The 16,354-nt window shown below is 61.5% G+C and carries 12 protein-coding genes and 1 riboswitch; of the genes, 2 read left to right on the top strand and 10 right to left on the bottom strand.

Annotated elements, in window-relative coordinates:
* Window positions 1-232 precede the first annotated feature (232 nt).
* Window positions 233-2,248 (top strand): beta-galactosidase, encoded by a 2,016-nt coding sequence (locus tag ASD07_RS22135; protein WP_229207253.1) that lies wholly within the window; start codon window positions 233-235, stop codon window positions 2,246-2,248.
* Between the two features lie 19 nt (window positions 2,249-2,267).
* On the opposite strand, the gene ASD07_RS22130 is transcribed toward ASD07_RS22135, so the two are convergent.
* Window positions 2,268-2,618: a hypothetical protein gene (locus ASD07_RS22130; RefSeq protein WP_156398137.1), complete on the bottom strand. Its 351-nt coding sequence runs from the start codon at window positions 2,616-2,618 to the stop codon at window positions 2,268-2,270.
* A 41-nt stretch (window positions 2,619-2,659) separates the two neighbouring features.
* A riboswitch (SAM-I-IV-variant riboswitch) is annotated at window positions 2,660-2,764 on the bottom strand.
* A 147-nt stretch (window positions 2,765-2,911) separates the two neighbouring features.
* Window positions 2,912-3,580, bottom strand: coding sequence for a GNAT family N-acetyltransferase (locus ASD07_RS22125; RefSeq protein ID WP_055935252.1), 669 nt, complete (start codon window positions 3,578-3,580; stop codon window positions 2,912-2,914).
* Window positions 3,581-3,817: 237 nt separating this feature from the next.
* Here ASD07_RS22125 and ASD07_RS22120 point away from each other — a divergent pair, with 237 nt between their 5' ends.
* Window positions 3,818-6,118 carry an isoamylase gene (locus ASD07_RS22120; protein WP_055935250.1) on the top strand — a complete coding sequence of 767 codons (2,301 nt, stop codon included), beginning with the start codon at window positions 3,818-3,820 and terminating at the stop codon, window positions 6,116-6,118.
* 172 nt (window positions 6,119-6,290) lie between these two features.
* Here the strand turns inward: ASD07_RS22120 and ASD07_RS22115 are convergent, their stop codons facing one another.
* From ASD07_RS22115 to ASD07_RS22080, 8 genes are all read right to left on the bottom strand, one after another.
* Window positions 6,291-6,656, bottom strand: a complete 366-nt coding sequence (locus tag ASD07_RS22115) for a hypothetical protein (RefSeq protein WP_055935248.1) — start codon at window positions 6,654-6,656, stop codon at window positions 6,291-6,293.
* 13 nt (window positions 6,657-6,669) lie between these two features.
* Window positions 6,670-7,593, bottom strand: coding sequence for an NAD(P)H-hydrate dehydratase (locus ASD07_RS22110; RefSeq protein WP_055935246.1), 924 nt, complete (start codon window positions 7,591-7,593; stop codon window positions 6,670-6,672).
* On the bottom strand, window positions 7,590-8,354 hold the full coding sequence (locus ASD07_RS22105) for a histidine phosphatase family protein (protein WP_055935244.1): 765 nt from the start codon (window positions 8,352-8,354) through the stop codon (window positions 7,590-7,592). Before ASD07_RS22105 ends, ASD07_RS22110 begins: the two co-directional genes overlap by 4 nt.
* Window positions 8,355-8,507: 153 nt before the next feature.
* A complete protein-coding gene (locus ASD07_RS22100) occupies window positions 8,508-12,044 on the bottom strand; it encodes a pectinesterase family protein (RefSeq protein WP_055935242.1) in 3,537 nt (1,178 codons plus the stop codon).
* Between the two features lie 30 nt (window positions 12,045-12,074).
* Window positions 12,075-12,644 (bottom strand): PEP-CTERM sorting domain-containing protein, encoded by a 570-nt coding sequence (locus tag ASD07_RS22095; RefSeq protein WP_162246595.1) that lies wholly within the window; start codon window positions 12,642-12,644, stop codon window positions 12,075-12,077.
* 295 nt (window positions 12,645-12,939) lie between these two features.
* Entirely contained in the window at window positions 12,940-13,392 is a 453-nt protein-coding gene (locus tag ASD07_RS22090; RefSeq protein WP_055935238.1) for a hypothetical protein, read from the bottom strand.
* A 127-nt stretch (window positions 13,393-13,519) separates the two neighbouring features.
* Window positions 13,520-14,056, bottom strand: a complete 537-nt coding sequence (locus ASD07_RS22085; protein WP_055935410.1) for a GNAT family N-acetyltransferase — start codon at window positions 14,054-14,056, stop codon at window positions 13,520-13,522.
* An 873-nt stretch (window positions 14,057-14,929) separates the two neighbouring features.
* Window positions 14,930-16,327, bottom strand: a complete 1,398-nt coding sequence (locus tag ASD07_RS22080; protein ID WP_055935237.1) for an L-cystine transporter — start codon at window positions 16,325-16,327, stop codon at window positions 14,930-14,932.
* Window positions 16,328-16,354 lie beyond the last annotated feature (27 nt).

The following is a 16,354-nucleotide window of genomic DNA, read 5'->3' as shown; positions in this document are numbered from 1 at the left end:
TTTTTTTATGTTTGAGCCCATTGGCAAAAATCATTTTGCATGTTGGCTATTTTCGCAATTGCTCCGTCTTTGTCCCCCTTGTAAATTGAGCCACGTCGCCTGAAACTCGGTGCCGACGTGGCAAGAATGGACAGGGCACGGGAGTACCGGACAAACAACGAACCCAACAAACACGATGATATTGCGAACGGCCCTTGGAACAACGATTCTTGCCAGCTCGCTGGCGCTTGCGATGCTCGGCTCCCCGGGCCGGGCCCAGAGTGTCGAAAACCATCCTGGCTGGCCCGGCGCCGGCCAGCTCTTCGTCGGCACCAACTACCAGCCCTTCGATCGCAGCGGCCGCGATCAGATCGAGCGCGACATCGCGCGCATGAAGCGGGCAGGCTTCAAGGTCGTTCGCATGGGCGACCTGGCGTGGGACGCTTTCGAGCCGGCCGAAGGGAAGTTCGACTTCCGGTTCTTCGACTGGGTCATGGACCGGATGCATGCTGCCGGCCTGAAAGTCATCATGGACATCCCGGGCCAGCCCGCGCCGGTGTGGCTGCACAACAAGTACCCGGGCGTCGACATCATCGACCAGCGCGGCGCGCGACTCGATCCCGTCGAACGCTACATGGACGACACCAGCGATCCGGGCTACCGGCGGCTGCTGGTGCGCCTGGCCGATACCATGACGAAACGCTACGCCAAGCATCCGGCGCTGTTCGCCATCGGCTACAACAACGAGATCGGCAACGGCATGGTGTCGTACTCGGAGGCCGATCGCCAGCGCTTCATCGTCTGGCTCAAGCGCAAATACGGCACCGTCGCAGCCTTGAACAAGGCGTGGGCCACGCAGCGCTGGTCGCGTCACCTGAACACCTGGAATGAGGTGCGCCTGCCGTATATCGAAGGCCCTGGTCCGTATGAGCGCTACCTTGATATGCGGCGCTTCTGGTCGGACCAGACCGTTGAAGTACTGGAGCTGCTTGAAGCGGTGCGCAAGAAGAACGTGCCGGACAAGCCCGCCATCTCCAACCTGTGGGACAGCGCCTGGCGCAAGGGTTTCGACATGCTGGCCAACTACCGCAAGTATGCGAGCTATGGCGCGATGGGCTTCTACCCGGGCGATCCGCTGAGCGCAGGGTTTGAATCGACCATGATGCGGGCCGGCATGAAGGCGCCGATCTGGTTCAACGAATTTACTGCGGGTGGCCCCGGCTACTACGGCACGCCGGGACGTTCGCGCATGTGGGCGCACTTCGGTCTGCTGATGGGCGCGCAGGCAGTGATGCCGTGGACCTGGCACAGCCACCACGGCGGCGAGGAACAGGCGCTGTTCGGCCTGATCGACCACGACGACCGGCCTTCCTGGAAGCTCGACGAATTCGCTACCATCGCGAAGGAATTCGCCAAGCTGGAAAAGCTGGGCTTCCCGCGCATGCAGGAGTCCAAGGTTGCCATCGCCTACGCGTTCGACAACATCATCGCCACCAACCTGCCGAAGGAAGGCATGAACAACACGGTGCGGCCATACGTCAACCCGGGCTACATGAAGCAGGCGCACGGCGCATATGAGCCGCTGTTCAAGGACAACATCGATGTGGCCGTCATCCACGTCGGCCACGAGGACCTGAGCCGATACAAGCTGGTGATCGTGCCGGGCATGTATCTGCTGGACGCCGCATCGAGGACGAACCTGCGCAAGTTCGTCGCCGACGGTGGCACCCTCATCATGACGGCGCAATCGGACAAGGTGGATGACAACAACCAGTGGTTCGACACACCGCTGCCAGGCGGCCTGACGGACGTGTTTGGCCTGCGCACCAACGCGTTCTACAATGCGGGCGCGCTGCAGACGACCATCGGCGGCGAAGAGGTCAAGGCCGAGCTGGGCCCCTACGAGGTGCTGGAGCCGTCCAGCGCCGACGTGCTGGCGCGCTTCTCGAACACGGACGGCAACGTGCCGGCGATTACGGTCAACCGCTTCGGCAAGGGGCGTGCCATTTACGTCGCCACGGCCGCGCAGCCGAAGCTCATGGGACCGTTGTACCGCCAGCTCTACGAGAGCCTGGGCATTGTGCAGGGGCCGAAGACGCCCGACGGCGTCTACGCGCGTGTCGTCGATGGCAGGACGCTCTACGTCAACACCACTGGTGAGGCGAAGGACGTGGTAATCGACGGTGCGATGAACGGCGTACTCACTGGCAAGCGCTGGTCGGGCCTGCTGCACCTGGAGCCCTTGGGCGTCGACCTGCTCGAGAAGTAGCGAACCCAGCGCAGGCGATTCAGCTGGAGATGCCAGCGCTAAGGGATGCCTGCGCCGCGCCGCTATCGAAGTGGAGCATGTGTTCGACGTGCACCTTGATTTCGCCGTTCAGGCTTGCGAGTTCGGTGCGTAACGCGCGCGCCGATTCGTCGCCGATACCATTGACGGTAATACAGTGATCGTAACAACCTGCACGACGCGAGATCACCCACTTCTCGATTTGGGCGTTCGAGTTTTTCAATGTCGATTCGAGCTGGCCTGCAACGGGTTCATTCGTTCCCAGCGAAAGGTGGAACGTATGGGTCATGCGAAACTGGTTGCCCCATGCGCTAAGGTCGAGGGAAGGGGCTGGGGAGGTATGAGTTGTCATGGTTTCTCCTGAGAGCTTGGCCCGATTCGGAGCAAACCATGTCGCGCCCGCTTCGTTGCCGTTAATAGGCCGCATCGCCGTGATGGCTTCCACCTTGCCCGGGTAAGGCAGGTTGGCGTCGGATAAACCGACTCTTGATGCTGAATAGCTGCCAACAAATTCGTTGAACGAATTTCGTTATACAGAACATGTGTTCAATATAGCGGAATTTTTTTGAGGCAGCAACAAATTGTTCAGATGGTGAGCAAACAGCTAATATTTTCCTGCGATTTGCTCACCGGGAAGGGGCGGGCTCACCCGCACAAAGCCGCTGGCAGCACTGCCGTGGACCACGGCGAAATAACGGTCCAGCCGAGACGAGTGTAGAGTGCACGCCCATCCTCGGTTGCCACCAGCAGCCGTTCGGTGACACCAGCCTGAGCGGCGAGCGAATCAAGCGACTGCATGACGACACTGCCAAGGCCGCGGCGCCGATGGGATTCTGCTGTTTCGATCTGGTCGAAAATGGCGGTTCGGCCGTGCAGCACAATGCGCCCCGATGCGGCCAGCTCCTGGCTTTCATGGATCACTCGAACCACCTGTGCGCCGTGCTGGGCTTCGAAGCGGGCTTGATACCCCAGGGGCATCGCCACAGCATCCGGTGCCAGCGCGGGCCCCATCATGAGGTAGCCGGGGCCTTCGATGTTCCAGCGCGCCGGCAACGCCTGCCGCAGCACGTGAGGCTCGACGGCCGCTTTGAGGAAGATGTGCGGATCGCGTATGCGGTCGGCGCAAGCCTGCAGTGCCTGTCCTGCATCGAGAAATACATGGCGCCGCAGCTGTTCCGGCTTCCCGACTTCAACAACAAGTCCGCCATCCGAAGGGCGTGGTAAAGGCACGCCGCGCGACAAACTCCAGCCGGTGAGCCAGCGTTCGACCAGTGCAAAATCTATAGTGTTCAATTCGAATTCTCTGTCATTCATTTTCCAGTTTCCAGCCGCCATCGCAGTCGACGATGGTGCCGGTGACGAATGTGAGCATGGCGACGGACATGATGGCGCGGACTCGGCGCACGAGTGTAACAGGGGCATGGAGATTTTGCTTTTGTAGTGCAATTACATCATTGCGGCCTCAATGTAGTTGAGTAAACGCCAGCGGCGGAGCAGAATCAGCTCGCTACCAGTAGCAAAAATACATAAACTAAGAATAGGGAGACATTAATGAAAGTTCGCCGTGCCCTCCGGGTGGCGATGCTGGGCTGCGCCTTGCTTGCGAGTCCAGTCATCCATGCCGTCATCAATGCCAACAGCCTTGGCGCCGCCTACGACGCCGCCAAATCCAGCATCAACTTCAAGATTTATTCCAGCCGTGCCGCCCGCATCGACCTGTACTTGTACAGCGCCGCCACCGGGCAGCAGGAAAAGGCCAGCCTGCCGATGACCCTTGGCAGCGGCGGCATCTGGAGCGTGAACGTCACCAGCAGCCAATTGGCCAGCTACGGCATCACCGATACGGTGTATTACGGCTACCGAGCCTGGGGCGCGAACTGGCCCTATAACGCGGCCTGGACCAAGGGTTCGTCGGCAGGCTTCATCACCGACGTTGACGCCAACGGCAACCGCTTCAACCCGAACAAGTTGCTGGCCGACCCTTATGCGCTGGAGATCAGCCACGACCCGACTACCGCCACCATGGGCAATGGCACGATCTACGCCAGCGGCGCCCTGTACCGCACTGTCGACAGCGGCAGCAGCGCGCCGAAAGGCATCGTACTGCAGGGCGACAGCCAATCGATCGGCACCAAGCCAACCCGCGCCTTCAAGGACGACATCGTGTATGAAGCCCATGTGCGCGGGCTGACGAAGAGTGACAGCGGTATCACGGCCGCTTACCGCGGCACCTACAAAGGCGCGGGGATGAAGGCGCCATACCTGGCAAGCCTTGGCGTGACCGCGGTTGAATTCCTGCCGGTGCAGGAAACGCAAAACGATACCAATGATGCCGACCCGAATTCCAATACGGGCGACAACTACTGGGGCTACATGACCCTGAACTATTTCGCGCCGGATCGCCGCTACAGTTACGACAAGACAGCTGGCGGCCCGACCCGCGAGTTCAAGGAAATGGTGAAGGCCTTCCATGACAACGGCATCAAGGTCTATATCGACGTGGTCTACAACCACACGGGCGAGGGCGGCCAGTGGAATGCCGGCGACAAGACCACCTACAACATCTACGGCATGCGCGGCCTGGATAACCCGACCTACTACTCGCTGACCAGCGACTTCCAGAATTCCTGGGACAACACCGGCGTAGGCGGTAACTACAACACACGCAACACGGTGGCGCAAAACCTGATCGTCGATTCGCTGGCTTACTGGCGCGACAAGCTGGGCGTCGATGGCTTCCGCTACGACCTTGCATCGGTGCTGGGCAACACCTGCCAGCACGGCTGCTACAACTTCGACAAAGCCGATAGCGGCAATGCGCTGAACCGCATTGTGGCGGAATTGCCGGCGCGTGCTGCGAGCGGCGGCAGCGGCGTTGACCACATTGCCGAGCCGTGGGCGATCGGTGGCAACTCCTACCAGGTCGGCGGATTCCCTGCAGGATGGGCGGAATGGAACGGTATCTACCGCGACGTGATCCGCCAGGACCAGAACAAGATGGGGCAGGTGGCGATCACGCCGGGCACGCTGGCCACGCGCTTTACCGGCTCCAGCGATTTGTACGGCGACGATGGGCGTAAGCCATGGCATTCGGTGAACTTCATCACCGCGCATGACGGCTTTACGCTCAAGGACCTGTACAGCTGCAATATGAAGAACAACAGCCAGGCCTGGCCGTATGGTCCAAGCGATGGCGGCGAAGACAATAACAATAGCTGGGACCAGGGCGGCGTGGCGAGCGAGCAGCGCAAGGCGGCGCGCAATGGCATGGCGTTGATGCTGTTGTCGGGCGGGGTGCCGATGATGGTGGGCGGCGATGAGTCACTGCGCAGCATTAACTGCAATAACAATCCCTACAACCTCGATTCCGCGGCCACGTGGCAGAACTGGAGCTGGAGCGCGGACCAGTCCAATTTCCAGGCCTTCACCAAAGGCCTGGCCGCTTTCCGCAAAGCCCATCCAGCGCTGCGTCCTGCGAATTTCTATGCATCGACGGACGGCAACGGCAATGTGATGGAACAACTGCGCTGGTTCAAGCCCGATGGCGCGGTGGCCGATGCGGCTTATTTCAACGACAGCAATAGCCACGCTATCGCCTGGCGCATCGACGGCAGTGAGTTTGCCGACAGCGCTTCTGCCATCTACGTCGCCTACAATGGCTGGAGCGGCAATGTGAACTTCACGCTGCCGTGGCCGGGCGCGGGCAAGAGCTGGTATCGCGTGACCGATAGCTGCCCCTGGGCCGAAGGCGCCGGCCAGGTACGCACGCCTGGCGCGGAGGACCTCATCGGCGGCGAGAACTACGTGTACGGCGTGTGCGGCCGCGGCCTGCTGCTCCTGATCGCGAAATAGTAAATGTCCACTTTCGTTCCTGACCCCAAAGTGGACATTTTCCTAGCGGCCGGGTTGCTGGCCGGTGGGGGGCGTGGAAGTGCCGGGGACTGCGGCTGGACTGTCTGCCGGCGCCGCCCCACTAGTTGGGGGCGCCAGCGTGGCGGAAGGTCGGCATGGCTCGGCCTCCGCATCAGTAAGTTGGACGGCGGTCGCGCTGCATGTCCTTCTGGTCGGTCTTGTCAGGCACGTAGGCAGGCGGCTGGCCGGCTCCGGTGTTGCCTTGTGTGCCGCTGGTTCCGCTTGTGCCCGGAGTGGCGCCGGTAGCTGGCGGCACCGTCGTGTCGGGTGGTGGTGTGGTGGTGTCGGAAGGCGGCGTTGTTGGCGTGACCGGTGCCGGTGCCGGGGCCGGCGTGGCCGGTGACGCTGCAGGGGGCACGGTTTCTGCTGCTGTTACGGGAGCCGGTGACGTGTCTTCCGTGCGATTTTTGCAACCGGCGACGCCGGTGGCCAGGGCTGCGCCCAGCAACAGGGCGCCTGCTTTGCTCATGGTGTTCATTTTGGAGTTCCTTTCATTGGGCAGCCAGTACCCGCAACAATGCCGGTATTTCGGCTGCAAGTTCGCGCGCCAGGTAGCCCAGTGGGCCGCAACGCAGCGCCAGTTGTTCGCCTGCTGCCGCATGCAGCACCACGCCCCAGGCCGCAGCCTGTTCCAGTGAAGCGCCGCGAGCCAGCAGCCCGGCGATGATGCCGGCCAGGGTATCCCCCGATCCGGAGATGGCCAGGCCGGCGTTGCCGCCCTGGTGCTGCCACAGCTTGCCGTCCGGCGTCGCCAGCACCGTGGTGGCGCCTTTCAGCGCAACGACGGCATTCCAGCGATCGGCGGCGGTTTGCGCTGCGCCTTGCGGTTCCTGCTCGATATTTTCGCGCACCCCGCCTGTCAGGCGTGCCAGTTCGCCGGCGTGGGGTGTCAGCAATACTGGCGTGGGAAAGCGGAAATGCTCCCAATCGACTGCTTCGTCCAGCAAGTGCGGTTCGCCGCGCGGATGAACGGCGCACATGGCGGCGGCGTCGAGCACGATGGGGATGGCGCTGAAGCGCTGCAGCAGGTGCTGCACCAGTTCGACGCAACTTCCCTCGTCTTGCATGCCGGGGCCGACCAGCAAGGCGTCGGCTTTGCCGGCCAGCTCTGCGAGGCGCCGCGTACTGTCGGCCTGGAAGCCGTGTGCCGGCGTTTCGCCAAGGCTGATCACGCGCGCTTCGGGGATGGCTGCACCCACTTGCGGTGCTACGCTGGCAGCGGTGGCGATGGTCAGCTTGCCGGCGCCCGCGCGCAGGGCTGCTTCACCGGCGAGGATGGCGGCGCCCGGCATTTCCGCCGAGCCGGCAACCACCAGCACGTGGCCGCGCGCTTCCTTGTCGCCGTCGAAGCCGGGCTGCGGCAAAGGCCAGCCGCGCAGCAGGGCAGGATTCAGTTCGATCGGAACGTTGCTCATGGTTTCGGTGCGGCCGGGATGTCCGGCTTGTCGGTGACTGGTGTGCCGCTTTCTTTCAGCGGCGCGACGAAGTTTTCCAGTTCCAGCACCAGCTTGCCGCGCTTGCCCGCTTGCGGATCGAACTGGTAGGAGGTGACGCCGCAGTTGGGTACGTCGGCAGCGCGGTCGACGGCGAGGATGGCTTCTTCATCGAGCCGTTCGAACAGGTAGCGGAAACAGTTTACGATGACCTGGTGGCCGATGATCAGCACGCGCTCGCGTCGGTACTCGCGGGTGATGGTGTCGAGTACGCTGCGCAGGCGCAGGATCACGTCGCACCAGCTTTCCCCGCCGGGTGGACGGAAGTAGAACTTGCCGACGTGCTTGCGCTGCGCTGCCAGGTCGGGGTATTTATCCGCGATGCCCAGTGGCGTGAGCCGGTCCGTAATGCCGAATTCCTTCTCGCGCAGGCGCTCGTCGGAGACCACGGCCAGCATATCTTCAGCGCCGAGGCATTGCAGTACGGCTTGCGCGGTGGCGTGGGCCCGCAGGTAAGGGGAGTACAGCACGACATTGGGCTGCCGGGCAGGCGGCAGGGCCGCGAACCATTGCGCCAGCGCGGCGGCCTGGCGCATGCCCAGCTCAGAGAGGGGAACGTCGACATCGCGCTCGGCAATGTCGATCAGGAACTCATTGGCAGCCGTGGCGGCGTCGCGCGCCACGTTGCCGGCACTCTGGCCATGCCGCACGAGCCAGATCTGTTGCGGCCATTTTTGCTCCATCGCATACCTTTCGGTCGATAGCCAAAAGCTTATGGTAAGCGATGCGAAGGCAGGGCGGCACACAATCCCCGCCAGCAAGATTTACGGCTGCGCCCGTGTCACACCTTGGGGTGTGACCCCAAGGTGTGACACGGGCTCGGCTGGTGCGAGTTGCTACGGGTTCCAGCCGGCGCCGTTGTTGTAGGCGGCGAAGACCTGGGCGCGGGTGGAGAAGCCGGTGGCGACGTCGGTGGCGCTGAGCTGGTAGCCGCCGACGCGCGGGGCGAGGTTGAGTGGATTGCCGAGCAGGTCGGTGCTGCCGTATTCGCGCCAGCCGCTGGAGGCGTTGGGAACCGCCGGGTTGGCTGCGGGTTGGCCATTCACGCCTGCGCCGGCCCAGCCGACAGGGGCTATGTGGCTATCCATCTGGCAGTTGATGAAGGCGACGTTGTCCCACACGCTTGCGTTGCCGGAGCTGCGCGCCAGGTAGGTGGCGCCGTTTGGCACGTCGCCATGCGCGGGGCCCGGGCCGGGTCCGTGCGTCAGGCGGCTGTTCAGGAACACGTAGCCTTTGTCGGCGGCATTCGGCACGCGGGCCTGCAGGATGTAGCCGCCGCTGCTGGCGCTGGCAGTGTCGCCAACCGAGCGGATTTCACTTTCTTCAAACAGGGCGGCGCGACTGCCTCCCCAAATGAAGTCGACATTGCCTGCCACCAGTGTGCGGTAGAACCAGGACCAACCCTTCAGGTTCAGCGTGTCCTGCTCGCTGTAGAAGGCTGCGTCGCGTGCCACCAGGCGGCCATTGTCGTTGTTGAAGTAGAGCGTTTCCGCTTGCGCCGAGATGTTGGCCGCACGCAGGGTAGTGTTGCGCAGGGTGAGGGTGTCGAGCACCAGCATGTCGGAGGTTTCCACCAGCATGACAGAGCGTCCGCCAGCGGCGGCATTCGCGCCGGGCGCCTGGCTGGAGCCGGTACCGGGGTTGAGGGTGTCGTAGTTGGCATACTGGATTACCGTACCGTCCCGGCTTTCTCCGCGCAGGGTTACGTTGTCCTTTCCGCGCAGGAAGAGCAATTCGTCGTAGCTGCCGTTGCGGATCGTGACCGTGGCGGGCAAGGCCTTGTCCACATTCCGCATCAGGAAGTTGAGTGCACCTTGCACGGTGGCGAAGTCGCTGCCCGCATCTGCCCCCACCGCCAGGTCCGGCCCGGACGGTACCGTGGCCCTGGTGGTGAAGGACCAGTTGCCGAGCTTGCCGATGCCGACGAACGGCGTGCCGCCCAGCGTGGTGCCATTGAACACCCCATTCGCGATCGCCACATAGTATTCGGTGCCGTAGGCGAGCTTGCCGCTGTGCGGCTTGATCGTCACGAGGTTGCCACTGATGGTGACAGGGTTGGTATTCACCTTGCGCACGGTGCCCTGGCCAGGGTAGCCCAGTTCATCGCTCTCGCCGGACAGTTTGATCACGTCGACCAGCGCGTCGTCCATCTTGCGGAAGATGCGAATGGTTCCGCTGCTGCCCAGAGTCGGCGTGCCGTCGAATGCCAGGCGCAGGCTGGCATCAATGTGGGCTGCTCCTTGGGTCGCGGCAGGCGAAGCACGGTCGGCCAGCGCGTAAGTCTGGGTCGGCTGCACGAACTGCGCGCCGATGGCGGCACTGACCAGCCGCACCAGCGTTGGATCGCTGTCGCTGGTCACGCGCACCGTGGCGTTGCCGGCGCCAACCGGCGTCAGTACCAGCGTGTTGCCGCTGACGCCGGCTGCCAGCACCGCCGGGTTGCTGGAGCTGGCGCTAAAGCTGTCGGCCGTGCCGTCCGGTTTGAGGGCGGTAACGGCCAGCTGCAATGGCGCATCGCCCGCTTCCGCGTTATAGCTGCTTATGGCGGGGTTCAGCGTCAGTTGCGAGGGCTTCAGGTTTGGATCGCCGATCCGTACGTCGTCGATCTGGAAGGATTTATTGGCGGTGTACAGTCCAACCAGCCCGCGCGCGCTGAAAGCGGTGTCGCTCACTGATCCCAGCGATTCGCCATCGAGATAGACCGTCAGCGTGCTGCCGATCATTTCAAAGCGCACGGTGTAGAACACGGAGTCCATATTGATTGGCTTGCGCACCTGCTTGGGCCGGGACAGTGCGCCGTTCAGCATTTTGGCGATTTCGACCTGGGTGCTGGTATTCGCGTTCTGGACGTTCAGGCCGGCGCCATACCAGTTGCTGGCGTTGATATAGCGGGTGATCAGGTAAAGCTGCTTGTTGCCGGTCGTGCTATTGGTTTGCGGCTTGATGCGGGCTTCGACGAAGTAGTCGCCGTTCGGCACGTTGGCCATCGCAGCTGGCTTCAACAGGGCCAGTACGCCTCCGGTCGTGGCGGCGGTGTATTGCATCAGCATATTCGTCGCGCCGACCGCTTCCGCCTTGACGCTGAAGCTGCCGTTTGGGCCGGCCACGGGCAGCAAGTCCCAATTGGCGGAGGTGCCGGACTGGAAGTCATCGCAGAAATACAGGCCGCTCGAAGGGCAGGCCAGGGTAAGGATTGGCGTGCCGCTGGTGTCGCCTGTGCCGCTGATGCTGGTGGACAGCTTACCGGCACCTGCTTGCGCCAGGGCGTTGGCTTTCACCAGGGAGACCGGGCGCACGCTATATGTGTAAGGCGGCGTCCACGCGACGTTATTATTGATGGTGCAGCCGGCAAGCAGCGTACCATTCAGCAGCGAGCCGCCGTCCTTGAAGGTGCCGGTGGCTGTGCCGCCCGGATTGACCACGACGCTGCTGCAGCCTTGGGCGCCAGCAATTTCAAATACATTCGAATGCGACAGGATCTTCGAGTTGTAGCCGGCGCCAATGCTGTAGAGGTTCGCGTACACCGTGGCGTCGCGGCTGCCGGTGAAGTAGTTGTTGAACAGGTGGACCTGGCCATACCGCACGCGCGGCGCTCGGCTCGAAACATTGCGGAACACGTTGTTGCTGAAGGTGACGCGCAGCTTGCCTTCGTCGGCCGAGGCACCGTCGCTCGAGCCGATCAGGTTGTTCTTGTGATGCTCCCCGAAGACGTTGTACGAGACCGTAACGTAGTCGGATGCGTTGGTGATGTCGACGGCACCGTCATGGCACTGCTTGAGCTGGCCGTTTTCGGTCGGCAGCAGGTTGTCCGTCGTCGGCGCATCGGTGAAGGTGTTGTGATCGATCCAGATATGGTCGGAGCCGGAGACGCCGATTGCGTCGTAGGCCGAATTCCATGCGCCGTTGGCGCCATCGTTCGGGTCCCACACAGGGCCGACATCGCAGGGTGCAACGATCTTCAGGTTGCGGATGATGATCTGCGAAACGCCGACAAGCTGGATATGGCCATTGACGATACCCGCCCCGGCTCCAGCGCCGACCAGCGTCGTATTGCTTTTCAGGCGGATGGCACCGCGAATGGCCTGGTCGCCGGTGTTCGCGTACGGAACGCCTTCGGTCATGTCGATGGTGCCGGTGACCTTGATGATCTTGGGATTGGTGCCGCCGTTATTGATCGCGTTCACCAGCTGGGCGCGATTGGCAGCGCTGTAGATTTGTGCAGTGATAGCTGCCGAACCTGCGGCGGTACCGCCAGCCTGGCTTGCCCAGCCATCTGCCGGTGCGACAGCGCGCGCCGGATCGTCGGCCGCGTGGGCTGGCAGGGATAGCGCGGCAAGCAGGGCGAGCGCGGTCCTGAAACCTTTGAGTTCCATATGATTCTCCTTGAGGGGAAGAGCGCTGCTTTAGCTGCGGCGTGTACGGCGGCGGCTTGCCGCAAACGCGGCAAATCCACCAAGCATCAGTGCGGCGCTGCCAGGTTCCGGCACGGCGGCAGCATCCAGTTGCGCAGTAATGCTGGCAAATTCCGCCCAGGTGGTGCCGGTCAGGTCGATATCGATCGACTTGCCGTTCGCGCCCAGCGTCAGGACGGGCAGGCCGCCGATGCCGCTGCCATCGAGCAGTTCGAAGGCGGTAAGCGGTGCGGCGAGGGTATCGCCGAAATCGAAGTGGAACCGGTAATTGCCGGGCGTAACGGCGGCGTTCGCGATCACGGTCAACAGGCCGCTGGCGTCGAAATCGAAGCCGAACATTGCGTCGGCGCTGAGGAACTCGACGCCGGTGCCGGATGGATCAAGCGCGGTGGTGTTGGATCCTGGTTCAAGCTGGAACAGGTGGTCCAGGCCGACGATGGTGTCGGGCGAGCCGTTGTACGTGGCTGTGATGACGGCGTCATGCAAAGGTAATGCTGCTGCGTGTGCAATTCCGGTGGCGAGTACGGCAGCCGCCAATGTCTCCATTATGGTTCTTTTCATCGTGCGCTCCGGTGGGGCTGAATAGGCGTGCCTGATCGGCACCACTAATCTTATATTGGCCTGACCAATATTACAATCAATCAGGCCAAAGTTCGTGCGGTCAGACCGCATTGCCTTGCGGGAATTCGCGGGTAGCGGTTTAAAGAACGTTCTTTTTGTCGCAGAGGTAGCTTGACGAGACGTATTCCGGCCGGCTCGGGTCAGTGGACAACGGCACCTTCGGATGCGTGGCCGACTTGTCGTCGGCGACAATGGTGCCATTGGATTTTGTCAGCTGAAGGTCGAGGAGAATCTGCTACGCTCGATGCAGTTGACGTGCAAGCGGGATCTCAGGGAAGTCACCGGTCCGATAGGTGGTGGATAATCCATTCTTGAAAGTCAATTGTTCGGAGTACTCGACTTCATCTCCGTTCCTCACCAGGGTCTTGCGATCAATCGACAGCGTTTCTCCATCGTTTCCAACGGAAATCGGGACCCATTCGGGCTCACCGATAAATGCCGACTTGGTGGAGGCAGCTACTGGTGCCCCCGTATCTTCCACGTTTGCAACCTTATAGATCGCAAGGCCGACGGCGCACAGGCCGACGATCACACACAGCTTCTTGTTTTTCAAAAATGCCGGAAGGCGCTGCTCCTGCTGAAGGGGCAATGAGGCAAACGCGAAATAGAAGAATATGCCGGCAAACAGGACGAAGCCGACAATGTCGTACCACGGGCCTAAATATTGGCTTCCCACGGTTTGGTTCATTCTGTTTCCTCTCAAGTGAAAGTACTTCTACTTCATCCGGATGCATTGCGGCCGTGGCGCCAGCAAAGCGGTTGGGACGAATGGTTTTCACCCGAACCACATCAAATTGACGAATTTCTGCAGACATTCAAGACTGCTCCGGTACAAGCGAAAAGACGTAGGCACCGGTGAATGTGCCGTGCAACTTCAATCGATTGCGTGACAAACATTCTCGTGTTGCGCCGGCTCTTTCCGCAAGGGCCTGACTAGCAAAATTTCCTGCGGCTACAACGATTTCCACCCGTCCCTGTGCGAGATCCCTGAAGGCAAAGCTCTTGAGTGATTGGATGGCGAACATGCCCGCACCCCTGCGTTGCCAGGATTCGCGAACCCAATATCCGAGGTTGCAAAAGCCGTTGACTACGTTGAACTGGTTCAGGCCACAACCACCGACAAGGCTTTGAGATTCAGCGTCGAAGATGCCGAATTCATAGCTGACGCCTTTTGCGCGTTCGGTAGCGCAAGTTGCAAACCACGACATCGCTTCGGCTTCAGAGTACTCCGCATGGGCCCAAGACATCCATCTTCCGACCGTAGCACCAGATTCACGAATGGCTGCAGCAAACGACGACGCGTCACTTTCAGCAAAGGGTCGCAGAAGAAACTGGCTACTTTTGATAATCATAGATGGATCCACGCAGCTCATACCAGTCTCCGCTTAGCGCATCGCCGCGAGTAATGCTATGACAATGACGACGAGAGCCAAAACCAACAGCACGATCCATCGAAGGCGTCCAGCCCTGAGCGACTTCGAATAACAATCCATGCACACATCAACTTTTGTCGCTTTGCGAACTCTCGAGTATTTGTAGGCGACCTGGCGTCTTTCCCCAGAAGTGAGCTTGCAACCACAATGCGCGCACAGCCCCGCGTTATTTCTTGTGTCATGAAGTTTCATGCGGCGAAAGTCTCGCACTGCAAACACCGCGACTACTGCCACGGAGACTGTAAGAACCAGGTAATTCAATGCTGCTCCCAACGCAATTCATCAATCCTTCATTATGACGGCTAAACCCATCATGAACAATTGGCAGGAGAGACCTTTACCGTCGCCCATTCAAGGGCCAGGAGTCCAAGTGAGATTGCATATCACGGAACCAAGGGCAGTCCAGTTCAGCGAGACCAATTTTCCCCAAGGGTAGGGCGCAGTGGATATTAGGCTTCTGATTTCTTCTACGCTGGTGTACGCGTTCAAGGCCGACTTGATGAAGTAGTCGACTATCTCTTGCTCCGTGGATGCGAAGGGCTGGAGGGGGCGGACAACGTGACGCCTTTTTTTCCTGGGACTCCCATTCAGGCCGAGACTGTGGCCCAGCCGTCCGCTTGTTCGATTTCGATCAGATGGGGCACTGTGACCCAGTCATCGCACAGCCAGTCGTAGTCGGAACCGTCGCGAGGAACGGATACGCGCGCAGGCTCGAAGCTGACTTCAAATGCCCCGATAGTTATCGTGCTTGGGCCGTTGGCTGCGTTCGAATTCGTAGCGGATCAGCATATGTCATGCGGCGGATTGGGAGTCCACTTGCAGTTCCTGGTCGCTGGCAAATGCCGCCATGTTGGTCTCGCCCATCACGCGGCTGGTGACGGTGCCGGCAGCGATCGAGCCGCTGACGTTCAGCGCCGTACGGCCCATGTCGATCAGGGGTTCGATCGAAATCAGCAGGCCGGCCAATGCTACCGGCAGGTTCATGGAAGACAGTACGATCAGCGCGGCGAAGGTCGCGCCGCCGCCGACGCCGGCCACGCCGACGGAGCCGATGGTGATGATCGCCAGCAGCGGCACCAGGAACGATGCGGTAAACGGATCAATGCCAACCGTTGGGGCAATCATCACCGCCAGCATGGCCGGGTAAATGCCTGCGCAGCCGTTCTGGCCGATAGTGGCGCCAAACGAGGCGGCAAAGTTGGCGATGCCTTCCGGCGTGCCCAGGCGCTGGGTCTGGGTCTGCACGCTCATCGGAATGGAGCCCGCGCTGGTGCGGGAGGTGAAGGCGAAGGTCAGCACCGGCAGGATCTTCCTGGTGTAGCGCAGCGGATTAAGGCCGCTGGCGCTGACCATTGCCAGGTGCACGCAGAACATCAGCAGCAGGGCGCAGTAAGAGGCCACCACAAAGCCGATCAGGTTCAGGATGTCGGCATAGCTTGAGCTGGATACCACCTGTGCCATCAGTGCGAATACGCCGTAAGGCGTCAGGCGCAGCACCAGCGTCACCATGCGCATCACGATGCTGTGCGCGACATGCACGGCATGGTCGAAGGAGGTGAAGTGTTCCGGTTTCTTTTCCGCGATGCCGATGGCGGCAATGCCGATAAACACCGCGAACACCACCACTGCAATGGTCGATGTCTTGCGGGCGCCCGTCATGTCGAGGAAGGGATTGCTCGGGATGAAGGAAAGCAGCATGTTCGGCAGCGAGATCGATTGCGCGTCGGCCAGCTTGCCTTCCAGGTAGGCGCCGCGCGCCAGTTCCGCCGCGTTGGATGCCAGGCCGGCTGCGCTGAGGCCGAACAGCTTGGCCATCAGGATGCCGATCGCCGCCGCCACGGTGGTCGTCAGCATCAGGGTGCCGATGGTGAGGGCGCTGATCTTGCCCAGCGAGCTGGCGTTGCGCAGCTTGAGGATGGCCGAAACGATGGACACCATAATCAGCGGCATCACGATCATCTGCAGCAGCTTGACGTAGCCGCTGCCGACGATATCGAGGTACTGGCCGGTCACCTTGACCACGTCGCTGCCGGCGCCATACAGCGCCTGCAGCCCGGCGCCCATCACCACGCCCACACCCAGCGCGCTGAACACCCGAACGGTAAAGCTGGCATGGCGTTTCTGCTGCACGACGAGGAAGGCCAGCACGATGGCCGCGACGGCCAGGTTGAGGATCACTTGCAGGTTCATGTGGGGGCGGCGGCTTATATTTTGGAA

Source organism: Duganella sp. Root336D2 (assembly GCF_001425005.1).
Taxonomy (GTDB): domain Bacteria; phylum Pseudomonadota; class Gammaproteobacteria; order Burkholderiales; family Burkholderiaceae_D; genus Rugamonas.
Note: the sequence above shows the minus strand (reverse complement) of the source record. Positions and strands in the feature narration are given on the sequence as shown.

Excerpts from the sequence above, each read along its gene's own strand:
- ASD07_RS22080 (WP_055935237.1), bottom strand. The coding sequence starts at position 16,327 with ATGAACCTGCAAGTGATCCTCAACCTGGCCGTCGCGGCCATCGTGCTG.
- ASD07_RS22100 (WP_055935242.1), bottom strand. The coding sequence starts at position 12,044 with ATGGAACTCAAAGGTTTCAGGACCGCGCTCGCCCTGCTTGCCGCGCTA.
- ASD07_RS22085 (WP_055935410.1), bottom strand. The coding sequence starts at position 14,056 with ATGATTATCAAAAGTAGCCAGTTTCTTCTGCGACCCTTTGCTGAAAGT.
- ASD07_RS22095 (WP_162246595.1), bottom strand. The coding sequence starts at position 12,644 with ATGAAAAGAACCATAATGGAGACATTGGCGGCTGCCGTACTCGCCACC.
- ASD07_RS22105 (WP_055935244.1), bottom strand. The coding sequence starts at position 8,354 with ATGGAGCAAAAATGGCCGCAACAGATCTGGCTCGTGCGGCATGGCCAG.
- ASD07_RS22115 (WP_055935248.1), bottom strand. The coding sequence starts at position 6,656 with ATGAACACCATGAGCAAAGCAGGCGCCCTGTTGCTGGGCGCAGCCCTG.
- ASD07_RS22130 (WP_156398137.1), bottom strand. The coding sequence starts at position 2,618 with ATGACAACTCATACCTCCCCAGCCCCTTCCCTCGACCTTAGCGCATGG.
- ASD07_RS22090 (WP_055935238.1), bottom strand. The coding sequence starts at position 13,392 with ATGAACCAAACCGTGGGAAGCCAATATTTAGGCCCGTGGTACGACATT.
- ASD07_RS22125 (WP_055935252.1), bottom strand. The coding sequence starts at position 3,580 with ATGAATGACAGAGAATTCGAATTGAACACTATAGATTTTGCACTGGTC.
- ASD07_RS22135 (WP_229207253.1), top strand. The coding sequence starts at position 233 with ATGCTCGGCTCCCCGGGCCGGGCCCAGAGTGTCGAAAACCATCCTGGC.
- ASD07_RS22120 (WP_055935250.1), top strand. The coding sequence starts at position 3,818 with ATGAAAGTTCGCCGTGCCCTCCGGGTGGCGATGCTGGGCTGCGCCTTG.
- ASD07_RS22110 (WP_055935246.1), bottom strand. The coding sequence starts at position 7,593 with ATGAGCAACGTTCCGATCGAACTGAATCCTGCCCTGCTGCGCGGCTGG.